Below are 21,476 nucleotides of genomic sequence, written 5' to 3'. Positions count from 1 at the left end.
CCGATGCGACGTCGCTAACCGATTCAGGGATCGTGTGTAAAGGCATGTTCAAAGGTGAAGAGATCATCGGCATCAAACTGAATTTCAGCAAACGCTATATCACTCTTGCCCCGGTTGCCACGGTGATTGGGCTTGCGTTTCAAATGCGTGACCCGGATGGTTTGTTGGGCGATATAAAAGACTACGGCATTACCGCCGCGCTGGTGCCACGGGAGACGCCTGGAATCACCATCGGGCGCAGACATTTCCCCCTCAATGTGCCATTCCAGAATGGACCATTGCAAGGAAAAGACGTGTTTATTCCACTCGACTACATTATTGGCGGCCATGAAAAAGCCGGACAAGGCTGGAAAATGTTGTGCGAACAACTGTCGGTTGGGCGTTGTATCTCTTTGCCTTCCAACGCCACCGGTGGTGCCAAAGCGGCAGTGGCCTCGTCTGCGGCGTATGCACGTATCCGCAAACAATTCGGACTACCCATTGGCAAATTTGAAGGAATTGAGGAAGTACTGGCACGCATGGCAGCCAAAACCTATTTCATGGATGCGGCGCGCAAAATGACGGCAGGTGCGATCGATCTGGGTGAGGTGCCATCGGTACCCTCAGCCATATTGAAATATCACCTGACCGAAACAGGACGCCTTATTGGAATCGATGCCATGGACGTACACGGAGGTAAAGGTATTTGCATGGGGCCAAAAAATTATCTCGCCCGTGCCTACCAGGGGACGCCAGTCGCAATCACCGTTGAAGGTGCCAATATCATGACCCGCAGCTTGATCATTTTCGGGCAGGGTGCCATTCGATGCCATCCCTATGTGCTCAAAGAAATGCACTCGGCGGCCAACGAAGATCAGGAACAAGGGCTGAAAGATTTTGATACAGCCTTATTCGGGCATATCGGATACGCCATTAGTAATGCGGTGCGTTCTTTCTGGATGGGCTTGACCTATGCGCGGTGGACCGATGTGCCCGTGGAAGGCCCGACCAAACGCTACTTCCAGCATCTCAACCGCTTCAGTTCGGCCTTTGCCTTTGTTACGGATGTGTCGATGTTGACACTGGGTGGCAAGCTCAAATTCATGGAATCCACTTCCGGACGCTTGGGCGATATGTTGTCGATGATGTATTTGGCTTCAGCAACCTTGAAACATTATGAAGACCAGGGTCGACCGGCCGAAGATCTGCCCTTGGTGGAATGGGCTTGCCGTCACCTGTTGTATCAAAATCAAGAACAGTTACACGCCATGTTACGCAATTTCCCGAATAAATGGATCTCACGTTTGTTACGGTTCTGCGTGTTTCCGCGCGGACGCAAATATTATTCCCCGGCCGATGAATGGAACAAAGACATCGTATCCAAACTCATGGCAGACACGCCAACCCGCCGCCGTTTGACCAAGGGAATATATAACACCGTTGAACCGAATAATCCTTTCGGTTTACTGGAAGAAGCCATGCAATTGTGCATTGATGCCGAGCCTTTATTGAAAAAGATCCGCAGCGCACAACGCGAAGGTGTGTTCACTAGTGACGGCGATGATCGCGATGTTTACCTCGCTGCCCAGGAAGCGGGCGTGCTCACAGCGGAAGAGGCCGAACAATTATTGAATATGGATGACAAGGTCATGAATATTGTCAACGTTGACGACTTTGCCCCGCATGAACTTGGCACCAAGGCGCAACCCAAACCCGAGTTAGTGCAAAATTACGACGAGGCGTCAGCGGCTTGATCACTGGACTGAATAATCAAACTTAATATGATCACATGCAAGGGTTCGAATTATCGAACCCTTTTTTAATGCTAAAGTACACAAATGCAGCTGATCAAATCCACCCCCAGGCTACCTAAAGCGCAACCAGTGATCTATGAAGTCACGCTCACGATTGATGTGGAGGTGATTGATGAGTTCGATGAGTGGTTACAAAAGCATGTAGAGGAAATGCTCGCGATTCCGGGTTTTGTTTCGGCCTCAATTTCTGTGGTGGATAATCAAGACGAGAATAATCGACAGCGATGTGTGCAATATCGGCTGTCTGATCAAGCCGCATTAGATTCTTATATCGACAAGGATGCCGAGCGAATGCGTGCTCAGGGGCTGGAAAAATTTGGCGAGAAAATTTCAGCCCAGCGCCGGGTCTTGACAATTGCACAAGCCGCTACTGCACAAGATATGTGTTGTGCAAATTGTGGCACGCAACTGGAAGGGCGCTTTTGCAGTAGTTGTGGCCAGCGTGAGGAACCCAGAGTTCCTACCATGATGTCGGTTGTTAGGGAGTTCACCAACGCGGCTTTCGGTCTTGAATCCAGGCTATGGCGAACTATTCTGCTACTGATTTTCAAGCCCGGGCGACTAACGGCGGACTATCTGGCCGGTAAGCGGCAAAGCTATACCTCACCATTACGCATTTATTTGCTCTTTAGCATTGTTACTTTTGCCTATTTTGCCTTCGTGGGCAACTCGGTTATCCAGGATCTCAATACATCAACTTCGGGGATGACATTTAATCTTGATGAAAAAGATATAAACATCAGTTCCGGTTTGTTGTCACCCGAGATGGATGAAAAAATCAAACAAAGAACCATTGAGATCTCAAAAGAAATTGAAGAACATGGGTTTGCAGCAATCACCCAGCATATTTTTCAGATATTGCCAACCGCATTGCTGGTTTTCTTGCCTGTTATCGCATTGGTTTTTAAAATTCTCTATCTGGGTAGTGGGAAATATTACGTAGAGCATTTGGTGTATTTATTACATAATCACGCTTTAGTATTTGTGATTATCTTGATCACAGCAGCTGTGTCAAAAGTCAGTTCAAGTTTTGAGATCATGGGTCTGCCAGCGACGATTTTTATCAACTTATTATGGTTTGTATATTTACCCTATTATTTTTATAGGTCGATGCGTTTGGTCTATGCACGCTCACGCTGGATCACCATTGCTTCATTTATATTGATTCAATTTGTGTACCTGGTGATGTTCAGTTTAATGTTACTGATAACCACTATTTATGCCGGATATACTTTTAGTTAAGCCGGTATTCAGTATCAAAAACTATAATGACAGCATTAGCCTTTCGTTATTGATTCGAGAAATAGATATGCAGTATATAAAAAAATCCAGGTTTTTCATGGGCTTAGTTGCTATCATAGGCCTCTCGGCCTGTGCCAGTACACCCAAGACCGACTTTGATCCCAGCGCCGATTTTTCGCAATATCGCACTTTTCAGTGGCAATATTCAGAAAATTCCACCGCTCGGGAATTGGCCGATCCGGTCTATGACAGCCCGCTATTCGAGAAAAAGCTCGAAGCTGCAGTCGCCAACCTCATGCTTGATCGAGGTTTTGAAGGCAGTGACACGCCGGACATGTATTTGACTTACCACATGGCCGATGCCAAACGTAAAAACTATCCTGTGAATTTTGCTATTGGTTATGGTCGTTACAGCCGTCATTCTTACTGGAATATTTACGCTCCGCGTTTACGCGACTTGCAGCGTGACGAGGTTCTGGTCATTGTTGATGCATTGGATGCCAATACCCAGGAGTTAGTCTGGCGTGGCTGGACTAAAACCCAACGCCGCAGTCGCCCGCACTCCCAATCCGATATGGATCGCTTGGCGGGAAAAATTCTGGCGGGTTTTCCACCGCAGTAATTTTATTGTGCAAAACTACCGACAGGGCCCGATCATTCGGGCCTTTTTTGGTTTACCAGAATTCAACGCACGCTGTGAATCGTAGCTAAGACAGTATTCTTATAAGCACGTAAAATAACGCTATGTCTCAACTTTCTGAACAACGCACCATATTGCACGTGGACATGGACGCGTTTTTTGCCTCGGTTGAACAACGCGATAATCCGGAATTACGCGGCAAGCCGATAATCGTTGGCGGGAGCGGACCGCGCGGAGTAGCCGCCGCAGCGAGTTACGAGGCACGCAAGTTCGGCGTGCGCTCGGCCATGCCCACCCGCGAGGCGCTGCGCCGGTGTCCGCAACTGATCTGTGTGTCCGGTCGTATGTCGGTGTATCAGGAAGTCTCTAAACAGATTTTCAAAATATTCCAGGACTTCACCCCGCAAGTGCAAGGCGTTTCGGTGGATGAGGCCTATCTGGATGTGACTGGTTGTTTGCGTCTGCATGGTTCGGCCATGGCGATTGCCAAGCAAATCAAACAACGCATTAAAGCCGAGACCCAACTCACCGCATCAATCGGCATTGCGCCAAACAAGTTGGTGGCCAAGATCGCTTCCGACCTGGAGAAACCGGATGGCATCGTCGAGATCCGGCAACACGAATTACCACAACGCCTCGACGATCTGCCGGTCAAAGTAATTCCGGGGATTGGTAAAGTCACATTGCCTAAATTACAACACCTGAATATTCACACCATGCAAGACCTGCGTTTGGCTAATCCGGATAAAGTGCGTCACGTATTCGGTAAATACACACAGCGCATGCAAAATAAAGCCGCAGGTATCGATCAACGCCAGGTGCGCGAGGGTGATGCGGATAAAAGTATTAGTCACGAAATTACCTTTGATCGAAACATTGGCGAACCGGGAATGTTGATGCGGCATTTGCAACGACTCAGCGATAAAACCGCCACCCGATTGCGCACCAAACAATACCTTGCCGCTACGCTGCAGATCAAATTACGTACTCCGGATTTTCAGACCTTTACCCGCCAGACCAGAATGCATCCGGCCAGTGCCGATTCCAGTGTGTTACTGAATGTTGCCAAACAATTACTTGAGCGATGGTTACAGGCCAATCCCGGGGCCAAATTACGTTTACTGGGTGTGGGGGTGTCACAGTTATCGGAATCGTCCCAGCTCGATCTGTTTGCCGAAAATTCTACCTCTGGAATGGAACCACACAAGCCTCAAGGGCGTCCAAAAAGCCTGGATGAAACCATGGACGACATCAAGGCAAAGTTTGGAAAAGAGGCTATAAAGCATGGCCAAAGCGTGAATTTATCTTATACTGAGCGTGAGACCAACAAGATCGACAAGGATGATACGCCTTAAAACAGGGTTTTAATTTTTTATGTACGCAGACTTTTTTTCATTATCGGAAAAACCATTTTCAATTACGCCCGATCCGGCGTATTTGTTTTTGAGTAAACGCCACGAAGAAGCACTGGCGCATCTGATCTACGGGGTAACCGACAGCGGCGGCTTTATCCAGCTTACTGGCGAAGTGGGCACCGGTAAAACCACCATCATTCGAAGTCTGTTTGAACAACTTCCCGAAAACGTTGATATCGCCCTGATCCTGAATCCGCGTTTGAGCGTAAATGAATTCCTGCACTCGATCTGTGAAGAACTCAAACTCAGTGTGGAAAAAGGGGCGAGTAATAAAGATTGTTTCGACGCATTGAACCCTTATTTGCTCGATGCCTACGCTCAGGGACGTAAAGTTGTCCTGTTGGTGGATGAAGCTCAAAACCTGAGTGTGGAAGTGCTGGAACAGATTCGTTTGTTAACCAATCTGGAAACCCATAAAGATAAATTGTTGCAGATCATTCTGGTCGGGCAACCGGAATTGGAAGCCGTACTCAAGCGTCAAGATATGCGGCAGTTGGCGCAACGCATCACCGCACGTTATTACCTTACCTCTCTGGATAAATCTGAAACCCGGGCTTATATCAAACACCGCCTGAAAGTGGCCGGCGCGAAGTACAATATTTTCAAACCCGGTGCCGAAAACCTGATTTACAAGGCATCCAAAGGAATTCCACGCTTGGTGAATGTGATCGCCGATCGTTCGCTTCTGGGCGCTTTTAGTCTGCAACAACCCACGGTCAATACCAAGATCGCCAAAAAGGCGATTAAGGAAGTTCTGGGTGATGCCTTTGACAGCCTGAACAAGGAACGCAGTAATCCTGATCGCGCACGCTTGATCCCCAATTGGGCATGGTCGTCTGCCGTTGTCGTTTTGCTCGGATTGAGCGCCTGGAATTTTTGGCCACAGATCAAGCAACAGTTTTTTGATGGTCAGCAAGTTGCTTTGGCCAATGCGTCTACCCTTGATGCCCCGCAACAAACATCCGCCACAGCAACCGAAACGGATGCCCAAGACACTTCACCCGGTTCCAATCAATCTGCTGCACTTACTTCTACACAAGATCCTGTCACAGAACTCCAGGCAAGCCCGATCAGTTTGTCGGAATTATTTTCTGAACAAGCCTCAAACACCACTGCTGATGTGGCTTTTAACCAGTTACTCAAGGAATGGGGGCGAACCCCGTTTTATGATCACAGCAATGTGTGTGAGGTGGTCAAGGCCGTTGGTCTGCGCTGTTTGTACCAGCGGGGCACTTGGGCCGATGTTTTGGCGCTGGATCGCCCCGTGATCGTTGAGCTAAAAGACGCTCGCCAACAAAAACACCAACTTCTGATCAAGTCAGTTAATAAAGGGCAGATCGTTACGGGCTTGCCCAATGCAGACTATGCCGTTAGCTTGTCCGATCTGCAAAGCTATTGGCAGGGCTCCTATCTGGTTTTGTGGCAACCCGAACAATTGCATGATGATTCATTATTCTGGGGCACGAATAGTGATTCGGTGCTGTGGTTACGCGAGCAATTAAGCAAATTAGGCATGAATACCCAACCGCAAAACACCAATCGCTTATTCACGTCGGACTTGGCGCAATCGGTGAAAAATTTTCAAGCCTCCGTGGGTCTTGATCCGGATGGTATTGTGGGCTCGCGTACCTTTCTGGCTTTGAATGATGCTTTGGATATTGAAGGCAGGCCCCGGCTGGTAAAGGATAACTAATATGTCGTACATACTTGATGCCTTAAAACGTTCTGACCGTTCTCGCCAACTGAATACCACGCATGAGATGACCTACGCTGCGCAAGCCGAACACACAGGAGATCAAAATTTTTGGTTAAAAGTTGCGGTTATCCTGTTAAGCCTGGTTGCAGTAATCTCGTTGTTATACATATTTTTGTTTCGCGGACAGTCAACATTAACCCCGGTTGAATCATTACCAGAAACACAGCAATCAAACAGGGCAGTACTTAATATTCAGGGAAATACCGGGGTGAACCATACCCGGCCAGCGGATGAGCAATACACCCGACAATCCCGGAGCCAAGCTGTAAAAACGTCGCCAGCATCTACCCAACCGGATCAAACACTAACAAATCCGACCGAGACCATGCAAACACCGGCGGCACCGCGACCGATTGCACAGCCATCCCAAAATACTCAAGCTGCCAGCAGTCAACAAGCGCGACGCTCTTTATCCGATCTAGGCGTCACTTCCAATTCGCCCAAGCAGGCTGCAAACACCACTAACACACAAGCTGTGCCACAAACGTCTACGCCACCCGTCACCAGGTCGCCAAATTTACCATCTGACGAACCACGTAACGATTTTACCGGATACGCCAATTACCGCAGCGTGCGTTCGGAATACAATTTGCCGGACATGCATCTGGATATTTTGAAGTTCCACAATGACATTGACAGTCGTTTGGCGTTCATTAATATGTCGAAGTATCGGCAGGGTGAAAAAACCAAGGATGGTGTTGAAATAATGAAGATCGGCAAAGAAGGTGTGTTAATGAGTTATCAGGGTCGTAATTTTGTTCTTACTGCCAAATAGTCTGCCACATAGTACTTTACAGAGTCTTTCACTGCCACTTGAAGCTTTCACCTTCAGCCCAACCTATTCAGCATGAGTATTAATCTGGCGCATTAGCCAGATTATCACTACAATACGCCTCCTTAATTTACTAGCTACCCTGTCAAATCTATGTCTGCCGTTATTCGCGAAGAAAAAGTTTTAAAAGTACATCACTGGAACGATACCCTGTTCAGTTTCACCACAACACGCGACCCTGCGTTTCGGTTTGAGAACGGGCATTTCACTATGATCGGTCTAAAGGTGAATGAAAAACCTTTAATGCGGGCCTATTCGATGGCGAGTGCAAATTACGAAGAACAGCTGGAGTTTTTCAGTATCAAGGTTCAGGACGGAGCCTTAACCTCGCGCTTGCAACACCTGCAGCCTGGAGACAAAGTCCTGGTGAATTCCAAACCCACCGGTACCTTGTTATTGCATCGTCTCAAGCCAGGCGGTAAACATCTTTATTTGCTCGCTACCGGAACAGGCCTGGCGCCGTTTATGAGTATTATCAAGGATCCGGAAACTTACGAGCAGTACGATAAAGTGGTGCTTGCCCATGGTGTGCGCTACAAATCAGAACTCGCGTATCAGGAAATTATTCATGGTATGGAAGAGAATGAATACTTTGGTGACATGGTTAAGGACAAACTCATCTATTACCCAAGTGTTACGCGCGAAGAATATCCAATTCAAGGACGTTTAACCGATGCCCTGGAGAGTGGAGCACTGACCGAGTTGATCGAGTTGCCACCACTCAACCTTGAGAATGACCGTTTCATGTTATGCGGCAGTCCATCGATGTTAAAAGATTTTTGCAAAATTCTTGATGCGCGTGGATTCACTGAAACCCGTCGCAATGATCTGGGCGAGTACGTGATCGAACGGGCGTTTGTGGAAAAGTGAATTGAATCACCATTGTTGAGCTTGATTCAGCGAGTTCATTTTTACCTAAAAAAGGGTACACTTAGGTTTTGCCATAGCAACCCAGTTTTTCGGTGAACCCATGGATAAGACAGTCAGCACCAGAGATACCAGTCAAAAAGCGCTCCGCATAAATCTGGACGATAAAAAATATGGCACTATTGTCGAGATCGGCGCCGGTCAGGAAGTCGCACGTCATTTCTTTTTGGTAGGTGCGGCCGCTGGTACGATCGCTAAAACCATGTCGGCCTACGACATGCAATTCTCTGACGCGATTTATGGCGTGCAAGAAGACAATCGCTACGTATGCAAAGCAAGAGTAAAGGCCATGATGCATCAGGAATTTGGTCTAGTGCTCGACAGAGTCAGCGATACACGTTCAAAATCATCGCGTTATTTCACCTACGCAGCCACCGTTGCCGCTAAAAGTTACCAGGGTGATAACGAATGCCACGCCTGGTGTGGCGTACGAGTGCAACTCTATCCGGGCGCCGAGCCATCTAATATCACCTTGCATGTACGCATGCGAGACGAAACCGCGGAAGAGCAGCAAGAAGCTTTGGGTGTTTTGGGCGTGAATCTGATCTACGCTGCATACTATTATTACGAGTCGCCTAAAAAGATCATCGATTCTCTGACTGATAATCTCAAAGCCAACCGCATCGAGATCGATACCATTGAATTCGAAGGTCCGTATTTTGAGGAGATTGACAACCGTGCGATCAACCTACACTTGATCCGTAGCTGGAAAACCCGGGCCATCATGTTCACACCGGATGGGAATGTCGCCGTTCCAGCCGAACTGCTTTACAAAAAGAATGTCATCACCATTCGTGGTTCATTTAAACCGGTAACCAATCTGAATGTCGACATGATCGAACAGGGTAAGGTCGCGTTTTATACACAGGAAGATGTGCACCCTGATAATACCGTAGCCATTGCCGAGATTACCCTGAATGACCGGACCGGGCACGATGCCAAAGTGCCTGAAGCCGACATCATTACCCGGGTGCAATTGCTGAATTCACTGGGGTATAACGTCATGGTTTCAGACTACACCCGATATTTTTCCCTACGCGCGTATTTCCGACAATTCACCCAATTACAGATCGGCATTGTGGTTGGCATTATTAACATCAAACAAATCTTCAATGAAGATACCTATCGTGGTGTGGAGGGCGGCATCCTCGAAGGCTTCGGAAAACTTTTCCCCGACCACACGCGCATGTATGTTTATCCGGAAATGAATGAGAAAGGTGTGGAAATTAACTATACCGATGTTACTTTGCCGGAAAATCTGCAGCATTTGTATCAGCACCTGGTGGTCAACGGTTTTATAACCGGAATTGAATGCAGTGATAAGAAATTATTCAAGATCTTTTCACGCGAGGTTTTACAGCAGATACCCGAAGGACGTGGCGAATGGGAAAAGCTGTTACCCGCAGGTGTAGCAGAGGCGATCATTGAACGCAGGCTGTTCAATTTTCATTAAACACAATTTTACAAAGCATCAAGGAAACTCAATGAATAAGCGTCACTTTATTAGATCATTAGTTTACATGCTGGGCTGTATTTTTCTGATGTCGTGTACCGCTTATACGCCACATGAAGCTGTGTCAGACAATGCAAAACATTTCGGATTGGTCAGCACTACCGAGATTTTGTTAAGCAGTGAACAAGGACACAAAATGTCGATTCAAGACAGTCTCCCCTTTCAGGACGGCTATGCCAGTGGTATACGCATCGAGATCTATCCCGAGCAAGTCAAGCAAACCCTTACCGGGATAGGAACCTCATTTACGGAATCTTCGGCCTTTGTATTGGCGCATCTGGAGCCTGCGAAACGACAGGAGGTCATGCAAAACATTTATGCGCAATCGGGGGCAAATTTTTCGATTGCCAGAACCCCGATCGGTTCAACGGACTTCTCGGTAGAGGGTAAACAGTCGTATGCGGATGTTGCCGGGGATGCATCACTTAAGCACTTTAGTATTGCCATGGACAAAGACGGATTTCAAAAAAGTCGGTATCCCGGTATTCAAGATGAGAGTTTTGATGTGTTGCCGATGATCAAAGAGGCGCTGGCCATCAAACAAAACCAGAATGATAAAACCCTCAACATTGTGGCTTCAGCCTGGACGGCACCAGCGTGGATGAAAGACATAGAAGAGTGGTATATCAATGGAACCGCGGAGACAGATTGGGAGGGGACCGGCGGGCAGTTAAAGCCCGAATTTGTTGCAAGCTATGCCAATTACTTGATCAAATATCTGGATGCCTATAAAGCCGAAGGCGTGGATATTTGGGGCATGACTCCGGTGAATGAGCCGCAAGGCAATAGCGGGCAATGGGAAAGCATGCATTTCACGCCGCAATCCCAGAATGATTTTATTAAAAATTTTCTAGGCCCAAAATTGCAAACCAGCCGGCACGCCGATATGAAACTGTTGATCTATGATCAAAACCGTGATCATGTAGAGGAATGGACTGACGTCATTTTAGGTGATCCGGAAACCGCGCAGTATGTGTATGGCACCGCGGTGCATTGGTATGAGAGCACCTATCAAGTGAACGAAGACGCACTTGAAAGAGTGCATAATAAATTCCCTGACTTTGACATAATCCATACCGAAGGCACCATCGATGATCTGGGCAAGCCCGCCCCCAATGGGGTTTTGGATCCGGTTTTGTTCCAGGAATCCAACTGGTTCATGAACGATGCCTTCTGGTGGAATAAAAACGCGACAGACTGGGCGTATTCTGCGACCTGGGCACCCAATGTCGAGGATCATCCGGTTTACACCCCGGTACATCGCTACGCACGCAATATTATCGTAAGCCTGGATAACTGGATGTCGGGCTGGATAGACTGGAATGTGGTTCTGGATCACAAGGGCGGTCCAAATCATGTGGGAAATTTTTGTGGCGCCCCGATCATGATCGACGTAAATAATGGCGAGGTGTATTACACCCCGATCTACACGGTGTTGGCACAATTCTCAAGAACCATTCGACCTGGTGATAAAGCGGTGCAAACCGCCAGAAAACTCAATGGCCTTGATGCCGACGCCTTGCATGCCAGCGCGAACATTAATGCAGATAATTTATTGAGTGTGCAACTTTTGAATACCACCAAGCAACCCATTCAGTTTGCTTTGCAAATTGGTGCCCAGTATACAGAAGTGAATATGACTGCCAACGCGGTACAAACAATCCGGGTGCAGTTATAGAGAAACACTCAATACCATGATATTTTTCGAGAAGAATCAGTTTGAAAGACCAGGAATCAATTCTAAATAAATCACAATTTACACATCAGCCAAAGCGCTGGCCGAAAGCATCAGTTGTGATTTTCACAATCGTTGGATTTATTCCGACTCCGACTCCGACTTTTGGTCAATAATCTTTTCTGATCCAGACTCCGGTTGAATAACTTCAACCTCACCGTTTGATTGCAATTTTTTGAGATCATCGGGTTCACCGATAATTAATATTTCATCCGTTTTGCGTAAGACCGTTTCAGGTGTTATGGGCATTATCTGGCCTTCTCGTTCGACCATGATGATCAAACAGGAGTCGGGTAATTCAATATCAAGTACCAGTTTGTTGGCCTGTTTAAAAATTGACGGAAATGTATTGCGTGAGCCTTGAATGTAGTGATCATCACGCATTAAAACCTCTTTCATCTGGCGCTCAGTCTCTGCCGCCAGCCATTCGGCTTCAAAGTGTTCATTTTGAATCACTTCGGTCACATGGCCAGCGAGACGCAAATCCAGGCCTACCGGTTTGGGTGGCACGATCAGGAACATCAAGGTATGCACAGATTCCGCGGATTCGATGTTTATTTTGGTTCTGGGGCCAAAACACAATACAAACAGTTCGGGTCTGCCGATATGGTCATGAGTGCCATAGGCAATCTGGACGCCTTCGGAAACCGGATGTAATTCAAAGTGCTCATCACTCAGGAGTTTCACAATACTTTCGGATTCCAGCCCCAACTTGTCTTTTGCCAATTCTTTGAGGATTTCCGCAAGATGGGCAATGTCGTAGATGCCATATCGAAAATCCATGATCACCGACCTGGAGATTACCGCTTCATAAGAGAGATTTTCGGCTTGCGTACGGTCCTGGATAATGGTCAGGAGTTCCTTTTCCAGACCTTCGTAGCGTTGTTGTCCCAGGCGTTCATGCACATGGAAAATTGCGCCACGTCGTTCCATATTTCCCGAGGCATAGAATTGATACCAGAGAACACATCCTATCAGTACCATGCCGGTAAAACCGATGGCTAAAATTCCCATTTCGATGATCAACCAAAAAGAGATCAGGATGCCGGCAATTTGCAACCATGGATAAAACGGTGCTTTGAAGCCGGGTTTGTAGGTCGGGATACGCGATTCCCGCATTACGATCACTGCGATACATATAAGCCCGAAAAGCAATAACTGGAAAGCACTGGCGAGCTTCGCCACCGAAGTCACATCAAATAGCACCAGCACCAAGGTCATAGCGAACACAGTCAACATGATCGCTATGCTTGGAGTGCCGTACTTACCGATGCGACTTAACTCGGCTGGCACCAGTTTGTCTTTGGCCATGGCGTATGGATACCTTGACGCCGACATTATTCCGGCGTTACCGGTTGATGCGAATGCGGCAATTGCGGCGACAACTATCAGAATCACGCCTAGATCGAATGGTATCCAGCCCAGAAATTCTTTTGCAGCATCCGCAACCGGCGTTAAACTCTGGTAGAGATTTTCTGGCTCTAGTATGTTGATCAATACCAGGGTGCCCAGAGTGTAAATGATGGTGGCCGTAAATAACGACAGGGTCATACCCAATGGAATATTCCGGTCAGGGTCTTTGATCTCTTCCGCCACACTGGCAACTTTGGTCAAGCCAGCATAGGAAACAAAGACCAGGCCGATGGTGGAGATGAACCCGACCAGACCAGTTCGTAAGAAGGGTTCATTGATGTTGGGATTGATCGAACTGAAGTCGCCTATCTCTTTAAGTCCGGCCAACACAAATGCGATCAGTATGACAACCAGCGTGGTTACCAATATCCTTTGTAGCAGGGTAGTTTCTTTGGCTCCGTAAATGTTCACCAGCCCAAAAGCGATGGTTAAAATAATTGCTGTAATAGTGATTGGTACATTCAGATAGATTCCCAGATAGGCTCCCATGCCTACCAGTGCGAATGCACTTTTAAACACCACAGCAACCCAGGATCCGAGACCACCGATCGTGCCCATCAGCGGACCCATGGCACGGTCAAGAAAATAATATGTCCCGCCCGCCTTTGGCATTGCGGTTGAAAGTTCCGAAATGCAGTACATGGCGGGAAGGATCAGGAAACCTGCACACAGGTAGGCCAGCCAAACGGAGTCACCTGTGTAAGAAGCAGCTATTCCGGGAAGCAGGAACAATCCGGAACTGAACATGGCCCCGGTGGAGATTGCATATACATCAAACAATCCCAATTCTTTTTTTAATGATTGTTCTTCCACAACGATTGTGTATCCCCGTTAATGAAGTGCATATAATAATAGAGAACGGCAAATACCAGTGACTAAAAAAAGCTCATTACACAAAGAAAAAACACTTTACTTTTGCTGAAAAATTTTATTAGAGAATCATCACGTTGATTTAGCCTAAACCAGACTTTATTCAAACTATTATGCGTAACCCATTGTTTTAAATGTAAATATTGCTTTGCCCGTTGCTGATGTAAATGATAAAGTGACATGACTGAATCTGCGTAAAAACAGCTTTAAACTAAATCTTGCATGTAATTTATATTTCCCGGAAAACCATGTCTAAACTCAAAAAGCTCGGAATACGATCACTGGGTAAACAATTTGCCGCATTGTCAGCCCTCTTAGGATTATTTTGCGGGGTACTGTATTCCTTCGGTGGTTTTGTTTACGATTACTATTTTGGCTATTTGGGTTACGGAACCGCTCTTGCGTTTATGGCATTAATCGGAATGCCGCTGTTATTCGCAGCAATTGGATTTTTATGCGGGGTCCTTATAGCGATACTCTTTAATTTTGCAGCCAGGTTCACAGGCGGAATCGATATCGAGTTGACGGATGACTAGCTTTCATCTGGCACAAATTAATATTGCACATGCAAAAGCCGACATGGAATCTTCACTGATGCAGGGCTTTGTCGAGCGCCTTGACGAGATCAATGCATTGGCTGACCAGTCACCCGGGTTTGTCTGGCGCTTACAGGACGATGAAGGTAATGCAACATCTATTCAAGCTTTTTCCGACCCTAAAGTTATCGTCAATTTGAGTGTATGGGAAAATATCGACGCATTAAAAACTTTTGTGTATCAAACTGCTCATCTTGAATTGCTCCAAAATAAACAGTCCTGGTTTGATCATGCGTTTGAAGCACATCTGGCCTTATGGTGGGTTCCAGTCGGACATATTCCTGACCTAACAGAAGGAAAAAACAGATTGCGATTACTGCAACAGCTTGGCCCAGGTTCCGGTGCGTTTAGTTTTGCAAAACCGTTTGCACCGCCCGGGTTGAGCTAAGTCGCGAGTTAGCATTCATACCCTTAATCACTGCCATGAGATAAAGTCGGACTAGTACTTTTTAGCCAATTGACTTAGCAACTACACGCACACCAGTTTTGCATCCGGTAAGGAATTAAAGCGTGTTTTGGTGGCGGCCGTGTAGGCACCCATTTGCAACCCGATGATCAAGTCTCCGATCTCCAATTCCGGTAATTCCACATCCTCGGCAATAATATCAATACTGTCACATGTGGGTCCTGCCAGAATGCTGGGATACAGGTCACCCGAGCGTAAGGATTGAATCGGGTAACTCGCGTGGTCAAAGATCTGTCCGGAATATGAGCCATACACGCCGTCGTCCAGATAGTACCAGCGAATTCCATGCCGTATCGACTTGCCGGTTACGGTGGTCACCGAGCAGACTGCCGGCGCGACCAGAAATCGTCCCGGTTCGGCAAGCAGATGCCAGTCATCGGGTAAATTATCCAAAGTAATACGAATCGGTTCGCAAAACTCGTTGATGTCAAACCCTTCGAGACGATAGTCCGCCGGGAAACCGCCACCAATATCCAGGGTGCTCAAAGGAATGCTCAATTCCTGATTGCATTCCTGCATAACACGATGGCATTGTTCAATGGCTTCTACGTGTTTGCTGGCATCACTGACTTGCGAACCCACATGAAAGGCCAGCCCTTTTATGTGAATGCCCAGTTGCTCGGCGGCAAACACCAGACCTTTAACTTCTTCGATGTCACAACCGAATTTACGCGACAGATCGACCACGGCACTGTCACTGCGGAAACTTACACGCAGTAAAACACCAACTCGCTTGCGGTAAGGCAGTAGTTTATTTAATTCATCCAGATTGTCGATCACAAAGGTAGTTGCGCCAAAGCGTAAGGCCTTTTTGATCTCGGCATCTTTTTTGATCGGATGGGTATGAATGGTTCGGCGTCCGGAAATCTTGTGATCCAGTAACAGATCCATTTCTCCGGCCGAGGCAATATCAAATCCACCGTCCAGTTCATCAATCGTGTGAATAATATTTGCATCCGGATGTGCCTTGACCGCGTAATACAGATCGACACCGGGCAAGGCGTGTTGCAAGGCTGCGAACTGCTGTTTTAAAACACTGGCGTCATACACCAATAAAGGTGAACCGTGTTCGGCCACCAAATGTTGGTAATGATCGCGGGTGGCTTGATCCGCACCAATCAGGACTGTTCTTGGCAACATGTGATCTAGGCCACGTTCTCGAGGGCCTCCACCACGTACTGGGGCAAGGCAAAGCTTGCTTGATGCATGGCGGGATTGTAATAACGGGTTTTGAAATTCGCAGCCGCAAAGCGTTTGCGCAGGGTTTCCAGACCGACTTTTCGTGCGCACACATCATCCGTACCCCAGGCAAAGGTCATAAATCCGCCATAGTAGGTTGGCACGGGAGCCACATAAAAACTGAAATCTTTAAACTGACTGCCCATGCGTTTAAACGTGGTCTGGATCTCGTCGATCTGGAAAAACGGCACACCATTCTGGGTGGCCATAATGCCATTTTCGTTTAAACTGTTTTTCGCAAGCTGATAAAAGTTCTCGGTAAATAACACTTCGCCCGGACCAATCGGATCGGTACTGTCGGAAATGATCACATCGAATTTTTCATTGGTGGTTTTCACAAAATCCATGCCGTCCGAGATCACCAAATTCAAGCGCGGGTCGTCATAGGCACCGGCCGAGTGATTGGGTAAAAACTCAATGGCCATATCTACCACGGCTTTGTCGATCTCGACCTGGGTGACATGCTCCACATCGTGTTTCAAGACTTCTCGCAACATCCCGCCGTCACCGCCGCCGATGATCAACACGCGTTTGGCCTTGCCGTGAGCAAGCATCGGCACATGCGCCATCATTTCATGATAAATAAATTCATCCGCTTCGGTGGTTTGCACCACGCCATCCAGAGTCATCACCCGTCCTAATGATGCGTTATGAAAGATCATCAAATGCTGGTGTTCGGTCTTGCTTTCAAAATACATTTTATCGATACGAAATTCCTGATTCACAGAATCGTAAAGGGTTTCTTTAAAGGTCTTGGCAGTCATACGGATACTCTGGTAAATGGATCGGTCAATCTATGCGCGCATTGTATTTTGAAACACGCGAAAAGCAATCTAAATATTATTGATCTTTCTCTAAGACAAGACGATAGAGCAGGCTTTCACCCCATTCGGGTTTTACGATTTTGAGACCGAGTTCGCTAAAGCCCAGTTTGCTCAAAAGTTTTCTGCTACGCTGATTATTCAGATCGGTAAAGGCGAGCACCGATTGCAATCCGGACTCTTTTCGCTCTTTTTCCAGAATTGCTTGCGAAGCTTCAAAGGCGAATCCGTTTCCTTCATACTTGGGCAAAAAGGCAAAACCCAGATCGATCTCATCCAGATTCTCCCGCTGGATCATACTGATGGTCCCGATCGGTTCTTTAGTTGATAGCTCAACAACACACCAAAAGCCACAGCCGGTCTGCTCATAAGTCGGGATGAAGCGTTGCACAATATAATCATCGGCCGCATGCACAGAATCAATATTGCGGTCACCTATGAACTCCAGCCAGCCGGGAGTATTCATCAAACGGTAAACAAATTCTGCGTCTTGGGTGGTGAATTGTCACAACCCGAGGCGTTGGGTGAATAAATACATTATCAATTAAATCAATTAGTTGGAGTCAGGCCGAGTTTCATGCGAGCATCATAACAGGGCATTTAGCCAGCGTCAGGGTCGCTGTGTATAATCACCCTCACAAAATTATAAGAATAAGGGAGTCGCTTTGACCACTGCTGTAGACACAATCCGCTATGTGGATGGCATTCGCCTGAATCGTGCATTACGTGCCGGGATACGTCGGGTTATCACCAAGCAAGACTATTTAAATAAAATTAATGTGTTCCCGGTGCCCGATGGCGATACCGGTACCAATATGGTGTTTACCCTTAATTCAGTGCGCCAGTTACTGATGCGTTCTGTCGACCGACACGCCGGTAACACACTGACCCGAATTGCGGACGCCGCGATTGATGGCGCACGTGGCAATTCCGGTGCCATTCTGGCCCAGTTTTTCCAGGGCTTGAGCGATGCTGCGGCCGGTCTGGGCAAACTCGACCTGGTAGATTTTTCCAAGGCCGTGAGCATGGGCGCGGATTACGCCCGCACGGCCATGAGCGAACCCAAAGAAGGCACCATTCTTACTGTTTTAAGTGACTTTGCCGCAGCTATTCAACACGGCGTAGAAGAACTCAAGCACCCTGATTTTGCGGCCTTATTGCAATACGGAGTTGAGCAGGCTCACATCAGTTTGGCGGCAACCCCTGAAAAGTTGGCCATCTTGAAAAAATCGGGGGTAGTCGATGCCGGCGCTCAGGGTTTTGTGGAGCTTATTGAAGGTGTGAGTGATTTTATTCGCACAGGTTCGGTTCAAGACCTCGATCAACCACTTGACATCGGATTCGATGATACGGATGAGGTTTTGGAAAATTATGATCATGGCGAACTGAAGTTTCGTTTTTGCACCGAATGTTTGATCAAGTCGCGCACGGAGGATGAAAAAATAAATCACAAATCCCTGCGCGAACAACTCAACGAGATTGGCAATAGCGTGGTTGTGGCTGGATCGGTACGCAAGACCAAAGTGCATATTCATGTCAACGATCCCGACCAGGTGTTCACTATTGCCGAATCTTTTGGAGAAGTAAGCGGACAAAAAGCCGATGACATGCAGCAACAGGCGCACCTCACCCACGATTCGGATCAACAGGTTATTATTGTGACCGACAGCGCGGCCGATATTCCGGAAGAGCTGATCGATGAACTGAATATATACGTGGTCCCGGTGCGAATTAATTTTGGTAATCACTCTTATCTGGATAAGGTCAGTTTGAGTCCCAAAGAGTTTTACGCGGAACTGGTCAGTAACCCGGAGCATCCTAAAACCTCGCAACCATCGCCCGGGGATTTTCGTCGGCAATTTGAATATCTGGCGTCGCATTTTTCCACCGTGATCTACATCAGTGTTACGTCCGGGGTGTCGGGTACCTTGCAATCGGCACAAACCGCCGCCGAGCGGGTGATGTCGGATAATATGGTACACGCAGTTGATGGTAAAAATCTTGCAGTGGGTCAGGGCCTGATCGTGATGCAAGCGGCGCGCTTGGCTAAAGCCGGGGCCAGTGCCGAAACGGTACTCGAGCATATCGAGAAATGCGTGGATGCCACCAAAGTGTATGCCTATTTGGGCGATGTGGATTTTGCCGTTAAAGGCGGGCGTGTGAGCCGGAGTAAAAAAGTGTTGGTCGACCTGTTCCGTCTGAACCCTATACTCACTGCTTCACCGGAAGGTAAACTCACCAGTGCGGGGATGTTCTTGGGGCATTCCAATCGAGTGAAAAAATTTGTACGCTTTTTAATGAAAAAGATCGACCAGAAAAAAACCTACCGGATTTTGGTGTCGCACGCCAACTCTGAAGAAGAAGGCGTTGAATTAATGGCATTACTCAAAAGCAAAGTCAAAAACCTGGAAAGCATCGATCTGACCGATACCGGAACCGCGGTCGGGGCACACGGCGGCCCGGGTACGGTGGTGGCCGCTATTCAGGATGTGGCGGCGCTTGTCTAAACAATAAATAGTTTTAAATAATATCCAATCAAATCTTTATGGTGATATCAAATGAATAAGCTTCATATCAATCGAATTTTTCTACTCCCACTGTTAAGTGTCACGCTGATGGCCTGTGGCGCTAAAAATGACAAACTAGATTACGCAGTTGACACTTCAGTTGATCCGATCGCCGAAGTCGATACTTTGTCTGAGCTGATCACCGAAGAGATCACTGATGCGATGCATGATTCAGCATCACGTTTTTCGGCCGAGGATCTCAAGACGTCGATCAAATTGATGTCCTCGGATGAATTCGAGGGTCGCGGCCCGGCCTCCAAAGGTGAAGAGCTTACGATCAATTACTTAATGGCCGGTTTGCAAAAAGCGGGTTATGCCCCTGGCAATGGCGAGAGTTATTTTCAGGAAGTGCCTTTAATAGCGATCACAACCGCAGCCGATGCAAATTTCACGGTAACGGCTGGCGATGAATCCTTGGCCATGAAATTTGGCGATGACGTCACCTTGTGGAGTAAACGTGTGAGCGCCAGGGAGTCACTGAACAACAGCGATCTGGTTTTTGTGGGCTATGGCGTGGTGGCGCCGGAATATGGCTGGAATGACTATGCAGGAATTGATATGCAAGGTAAGACCGCTGTGATCCTGGTCAATGATCCGGGTTATGCCACTCAAGATCCGGACTTGTTCAATGGTAATGCCATGACCTATTACGGTCGCTGGACGTATAAATACGAAGAGGCCGCCAGACAAGGTGCTTCCGGTGCCATCATTATTCACACCGAAGATGCCGCGGGTTACCCATGGGCGGTGGTCTCGGGAAGCTGGACCGGCCCGCAATTTGGTTTAGTGGCGGCGGACAAGAATATGTCACGAGTTTCGATTGAAGGCTGGATCCAGGATGCTCAGGCTGAGAAGATCTTTGCCGCAGCCGGGCAAGACCTTGACGCACTTAAGCAACAGGCCATACAAAAAGGTTTTAACCCTATCCCTTTGAGCGCCAAAGTTAACGCATCGATCAATAATACCTTTGAGCAAACCGTCTCGAATAATGTGGTTGGTATCCTAGAGGGAAGCAAATACCCGGATGAATACATTGTGTATATGGCGCATTGGGACCATTTGGGCAAAGATAATGAACTGCACGCAAAAACCGGTGACGGAATTTATAACGGTGCCCTGGATAACGCCAGTGGTACAGCAGCGGTGCTGGAAATTGCCAAAGCGTACAGCGATTTGGAGACCAGACCGGAACGTTCGATTGTGATCCTGTTTGTCGCTGCAGAAGAACAGGGACTGCTTGGTTCCAGTCATTACGCCAGCAACCCGATCTATCCTTTGGCCAAGACAGCCGCCGGCTTTAATATGGACGGAATCAACTTACACGGGCGCACCAGCAATATAACCGTAATTGGTCTGGGTAATTCAGAACTGGAAAATTACTTGAAGGCTGCCGCGGATAAGCAAGATCGTGTACTTGAGCGGGAGCCGAATCCGGAAAAAGGCTACTTTTATCGCTCAGACCATTTCAGTTTTGCCAAGGTCGGTGTGCCAGTCTTATACGCGGAAAGTGGTAATGATTACATTGGCAAACCGGAAGGCTATGGCGACAAGATCGCCAAAGACTATGTATCCAACCGTTATCACAAGGTCGGAGACGAATTCCAGGAAGACTGGGATTATTCAGGCGCGCTGGAAGACATGGAGTTGTTAT

The 21,476-nt window shown here is 47.6% G+C and carries 17 protein-coding genes; 13 read left to right on the top strand and 4 right to left on the bottom strand.

Annotated elements, in window-relative coordinates:
- From HKN88_05275 to HKN88_05235, 9 genes are all read left to right on the top strand, one after another.
- Positions 1-1,733 (top strand): acyl-CoA dehydrogenase (locus HKN88_05275; protein ID NNC97465.1); only part of this gene is annotated, 1,733 nt, incomplete at its 5' end.
- A gap of 84 nt (positions 1,734-1,817) precedes the next feature.
- Positions 1,818-3,035, top strand: coding sequence for a DUF4286 family protein (locus HKN88_05270; GenBank protein NNC97464.1), 1,218 nt, complete (start codon positions 1,818-1,820; stop codon positions 3,033-3,035).
- Between the two features lie 97 nt (positions 3,036-3,132).
- Positions 3,133-3,657 (top strand): DUF4136 domain-containing protein, encoded by a 525-nt coding sequence (locus tag HKN88_05265; protein NNC97463.1) that lies wholly within the window; start codon positions 3,133-3,135, stop codon positions 3,655-3,657.
- 122 nt (positions 3,658-3,779) lie between these two features.
- Entirely contained in the window at positions 3,780-5,030 is a 1,251-nt protein-coding gene (gene dinB, locus HKN88_05260; GenBank protein ID NNC97462.1) for a DNA polymerase IV, read from the top strand.
- A 19-nt stretch (positions 5,031-5,049) separates the two neighbouring features.
- On the top strand, positions 5,050-6,783 hold the full coding sequence (locus HKN88_05255) for an AAA family ATPase (GenBank protein ID NNC97461.1): 1,734 nt from the start codon (positions 5,050-5,052) through the stop codon (positions 6,781-6,783).
- Position 6,784: 1 nt separating this feature from the next.
- A complete protein-coding gene (locus tag HKN88_05250; protein ID NNC97460.1) occupies positions 6,785-7,621 on the top strand; it encodes a GspB domain-containing protein in 837 nt (278 codons plus the stop codon).
- A gap of 150 nt (positions 7,622-7,771) precedes the next feature.
- Positions 7,772-8,548, top strand: a complete 777-nt coding sequence (locus tag HKN88_05245) for a ferredoxin--NADP reductase (GenBank protein ID NNC97459.1) — start codon at positions 7,772-7,774, stop codon at positions 8,546-8,548.
- A 100-nt stretch (positions 8,549-8,648) separates the two neighbouring features.
- The gene (locus tag HKN88_05240; GenBank protein ID NNC97458.1) at positions 8,649-10,058 is read left to right on the top strand and encodes a TonB-dependent receptor; all 1,410 of its coding nucleotides are present in this window, start codon (positions 8,649-8,651) and stop codon (positions 10,056-10,058) included.
- Positions 10,059-10,089: 31 nt separating this feature from the next.
- Positions 10,090-11,796: a glycosyl hydrolase gene (locus HKN88_05235; GenBank protein ID NNC97457.1), complete on the top strand. Its 1,707-nt coding sequence runs from the start codon at positions 10,090-10,092 to the stop codon at positions 11,794-11,796.
- A 138-nt stretch (positions 11,797-11,934) separates the two neighbouring features.
- On the opposite strand, the gene HKN88_05230 is transcribed toward HKN88_05235, so the two are convergent.
- Entirely contained in the window at positions 11,935-14,079 is a 2,145-nt protein-coding gene (locus tag HKN88_05230; protein NNC97456.1) for an amino acid permease, read from the bottom strand.
- A gap of 305 nt (positions 14,080-14,384) precedes the next feature.
- Here HKN88_05230 and HKN88_05225 point away from each other — a divergent pair, with 305 nt between their 5' ends.
- Together HKN88_05225 and HKN88_05220 are read left to right on the top strand one after the other, a co-directional pair.
- Positions 14,385-14,672 (top strand): hypothetical protein, encoded by a 288-nt coding sequence (locus HKN88_05225; GenBank protein NNC97455.1) that lies wholly within the window; start codon positions 14,385-14,387, stop codon positions 14,670-14,672.
- Positions 14,665-15,120, top strand: a complete 456-nt coding sequence (locus HKN88_05220; protein ID NNC97454.1) for a DUF3291 domain-containing protein — start codon at positions 14,665-14,667, stop codon at positions 15,118-15,120. Before HKN88_05225 ends, HKN88_05220 begins: the two co-directional genes overlap by 8 nt.
- A gap of 81 nt (positions 15,121-15,201) precedes the next feature.
- Here the strand turns inward: HKN88_05220 and HKN88_05215 are convergent, their stop codons facing one another.
- The 3 genes from HKN88_05215 to HKN88_05205 form a co-directional block, all read right to left on the bottom strand.
- Entirely contained in the window at positions 15,202-16,338 is a 1,137-nt protein-coding gene (locus tag HKN88_05215) for a type III PLP-dependent enzyme (GenBank protein NNC97453.1), read from the bottom strand.
- Between the two features lie 5 nt (positions 16,339-16,343).
- Positions 16,344-17,201 (bottom strand): polyamine aminopropyltransferase, encoded by an 858-nt coding sequence (gene speE, locus HKN88_05210; protein ID NNC97452.1) that lies wholly within the window; start codon positions 17,199-17,201, stop codon positions 16,344-16,346.
- Positions 17,202-17,277: 76 nt separating this feature from the next.
- Positions 17,278-17,724 (bottom strand): GNAT family N-acetyltransferase, encoded by a 447-nt coding sequence (locus HKN88_05205; GenBank protein NNC97451.1) that lies wholly within the window; start codon positions 17,722-17,724, stop codon positions 17,278-17,280.
- Between the two features lie 199 nt (positions 17,725-17,923).
- Between HKN88_05205 and HKN88_05200 the strand changes: the two genes are divergently transcribed.
- Both HKN88_05200 and HKN88_05195 read left to right on the top strand, forming a co-directional pair.
- Complete coding sequence (locus HKN88_05200) at positions 17,924-19,765, top strand: DegV family EDD domain-containing protein (protein ID NNC97450.1); 1,842 nt, start codon at positions 17,924-17,926, stop codon at positions 19,763-19,765.
- 51 nt (positions 19,766-19,816) lie between these two features.
- The coding region (locus tag HKN88_05195) for a M28 family peptidase (GenBank protein ID NNC97449.1) at positions 19,817-21,476 on the top strand (1,660 nt) is incomplete at its 3' end.

The organism is Gammaproteobacteria bacterium, from assembly GCA_013001575.1.
In the GTDB taxonomy this organism is placed as follows: domain Bacteria; phylum Pseudomonadota; class Gammaproteobacteria; order Steroidobacterales; family JABDMI01; genus JABDMI01.
The sequence above is the reverse complement of the archived record's forward strand: the minus strand, read 5'-3'. Positions and strand labels throughout refer to the sequence as shown.

Excerpts from the sequence above, each read along its gene's own strand:
- HKN88_05270 (NNC97464.1), top strand. The coding sequence starts at position 1,818 with ATGCAGCTGATCAAATCCACCCCCAGGCTACCTAAAGCGCAACCAGTG.
- HKN88_05265 (NNC97463.1), top strand. The coding sequence starts at position 3,133 with ATGGGCTTAGTTGCTATCATAGGCCTCTCGGCCTGTGCCAGTACACCC.
- dinB (NNC97462.1), top strand. The coding sequence starts at position 3,780 with ATGTCTCAACTTTCTGAACAACGCACCATATTGCACGTGGACATGGAC.
- HKN88_05255 (NNC97461.1), top strand. The coding sequence starts at position 5,050 with ATGTACGCAGACTTTTTTTCATTATCGGAAAAACCATTTTCAATTACG.
- HKN88_05250 (NNC97460.1), top strand. The coding sequence starts at position 6,785 with ATGTCGTACATACTTGATGCCTTAAAACGTTCTGACCGTTCTCGCCAA.
- HKN88_05245 (NNC97459.1), top strand. The coding sequence starts at position 7,772 with ATGTCTGCCGTTATTCGCGAAGAAAAAGTTTTAAAAGTACATCACTGG.
- HKN88_05240 (NNC97458.1), top strand. The coding sequence starts at position 8,649 with ATGGATAAGACAGTCAGCACCAGAGATACCAGTCAAAAAGCGCTCCGC.
- HKN88_05235 (NNC97457.1), top strand. The coding sequence starts at position 10,090 with ATGAATAAGCGTCACTTTATTAGATCATTAGTTTACATGCTGGGCTGT.
- HKN88_05225 (NNC97455.1), top strand. The coding sequence starts at position 14,385 with ATGTCTAAACTCAAAAAGCTCGGAATACGATCACTGGGTAAACAATTT.
- HKN88_05220 (NNC97454.1), top strand. The coding sequence starts at position 14,665 with ATGACTAGCTTTCATCTGGCACAAATTAATATTGCACATGCAAAAGCC.
- HKN88_05215 (NNC97453.1), bottom strand. The coding sequence starts at position 16,338 with ATGTTGCCAAGAACAGTCCTGATTGGTGCGGATCAAGCCACCCGCGAT.
- speE (NNC97452.1), bottom strand. The coding sequence starts at position 17,201 with ATGACTGCCAAGACCTTTAAAGAAACCCTTTACGATTCTGTGAATCAG.
- HKN88_05205 (NNC97451.1), bottom strand. The coding sequence starts at position 17,724 with ATGAATACTCCCGGCTGGCTGGAGTTCATAGGTGACCGCAATATTGAT.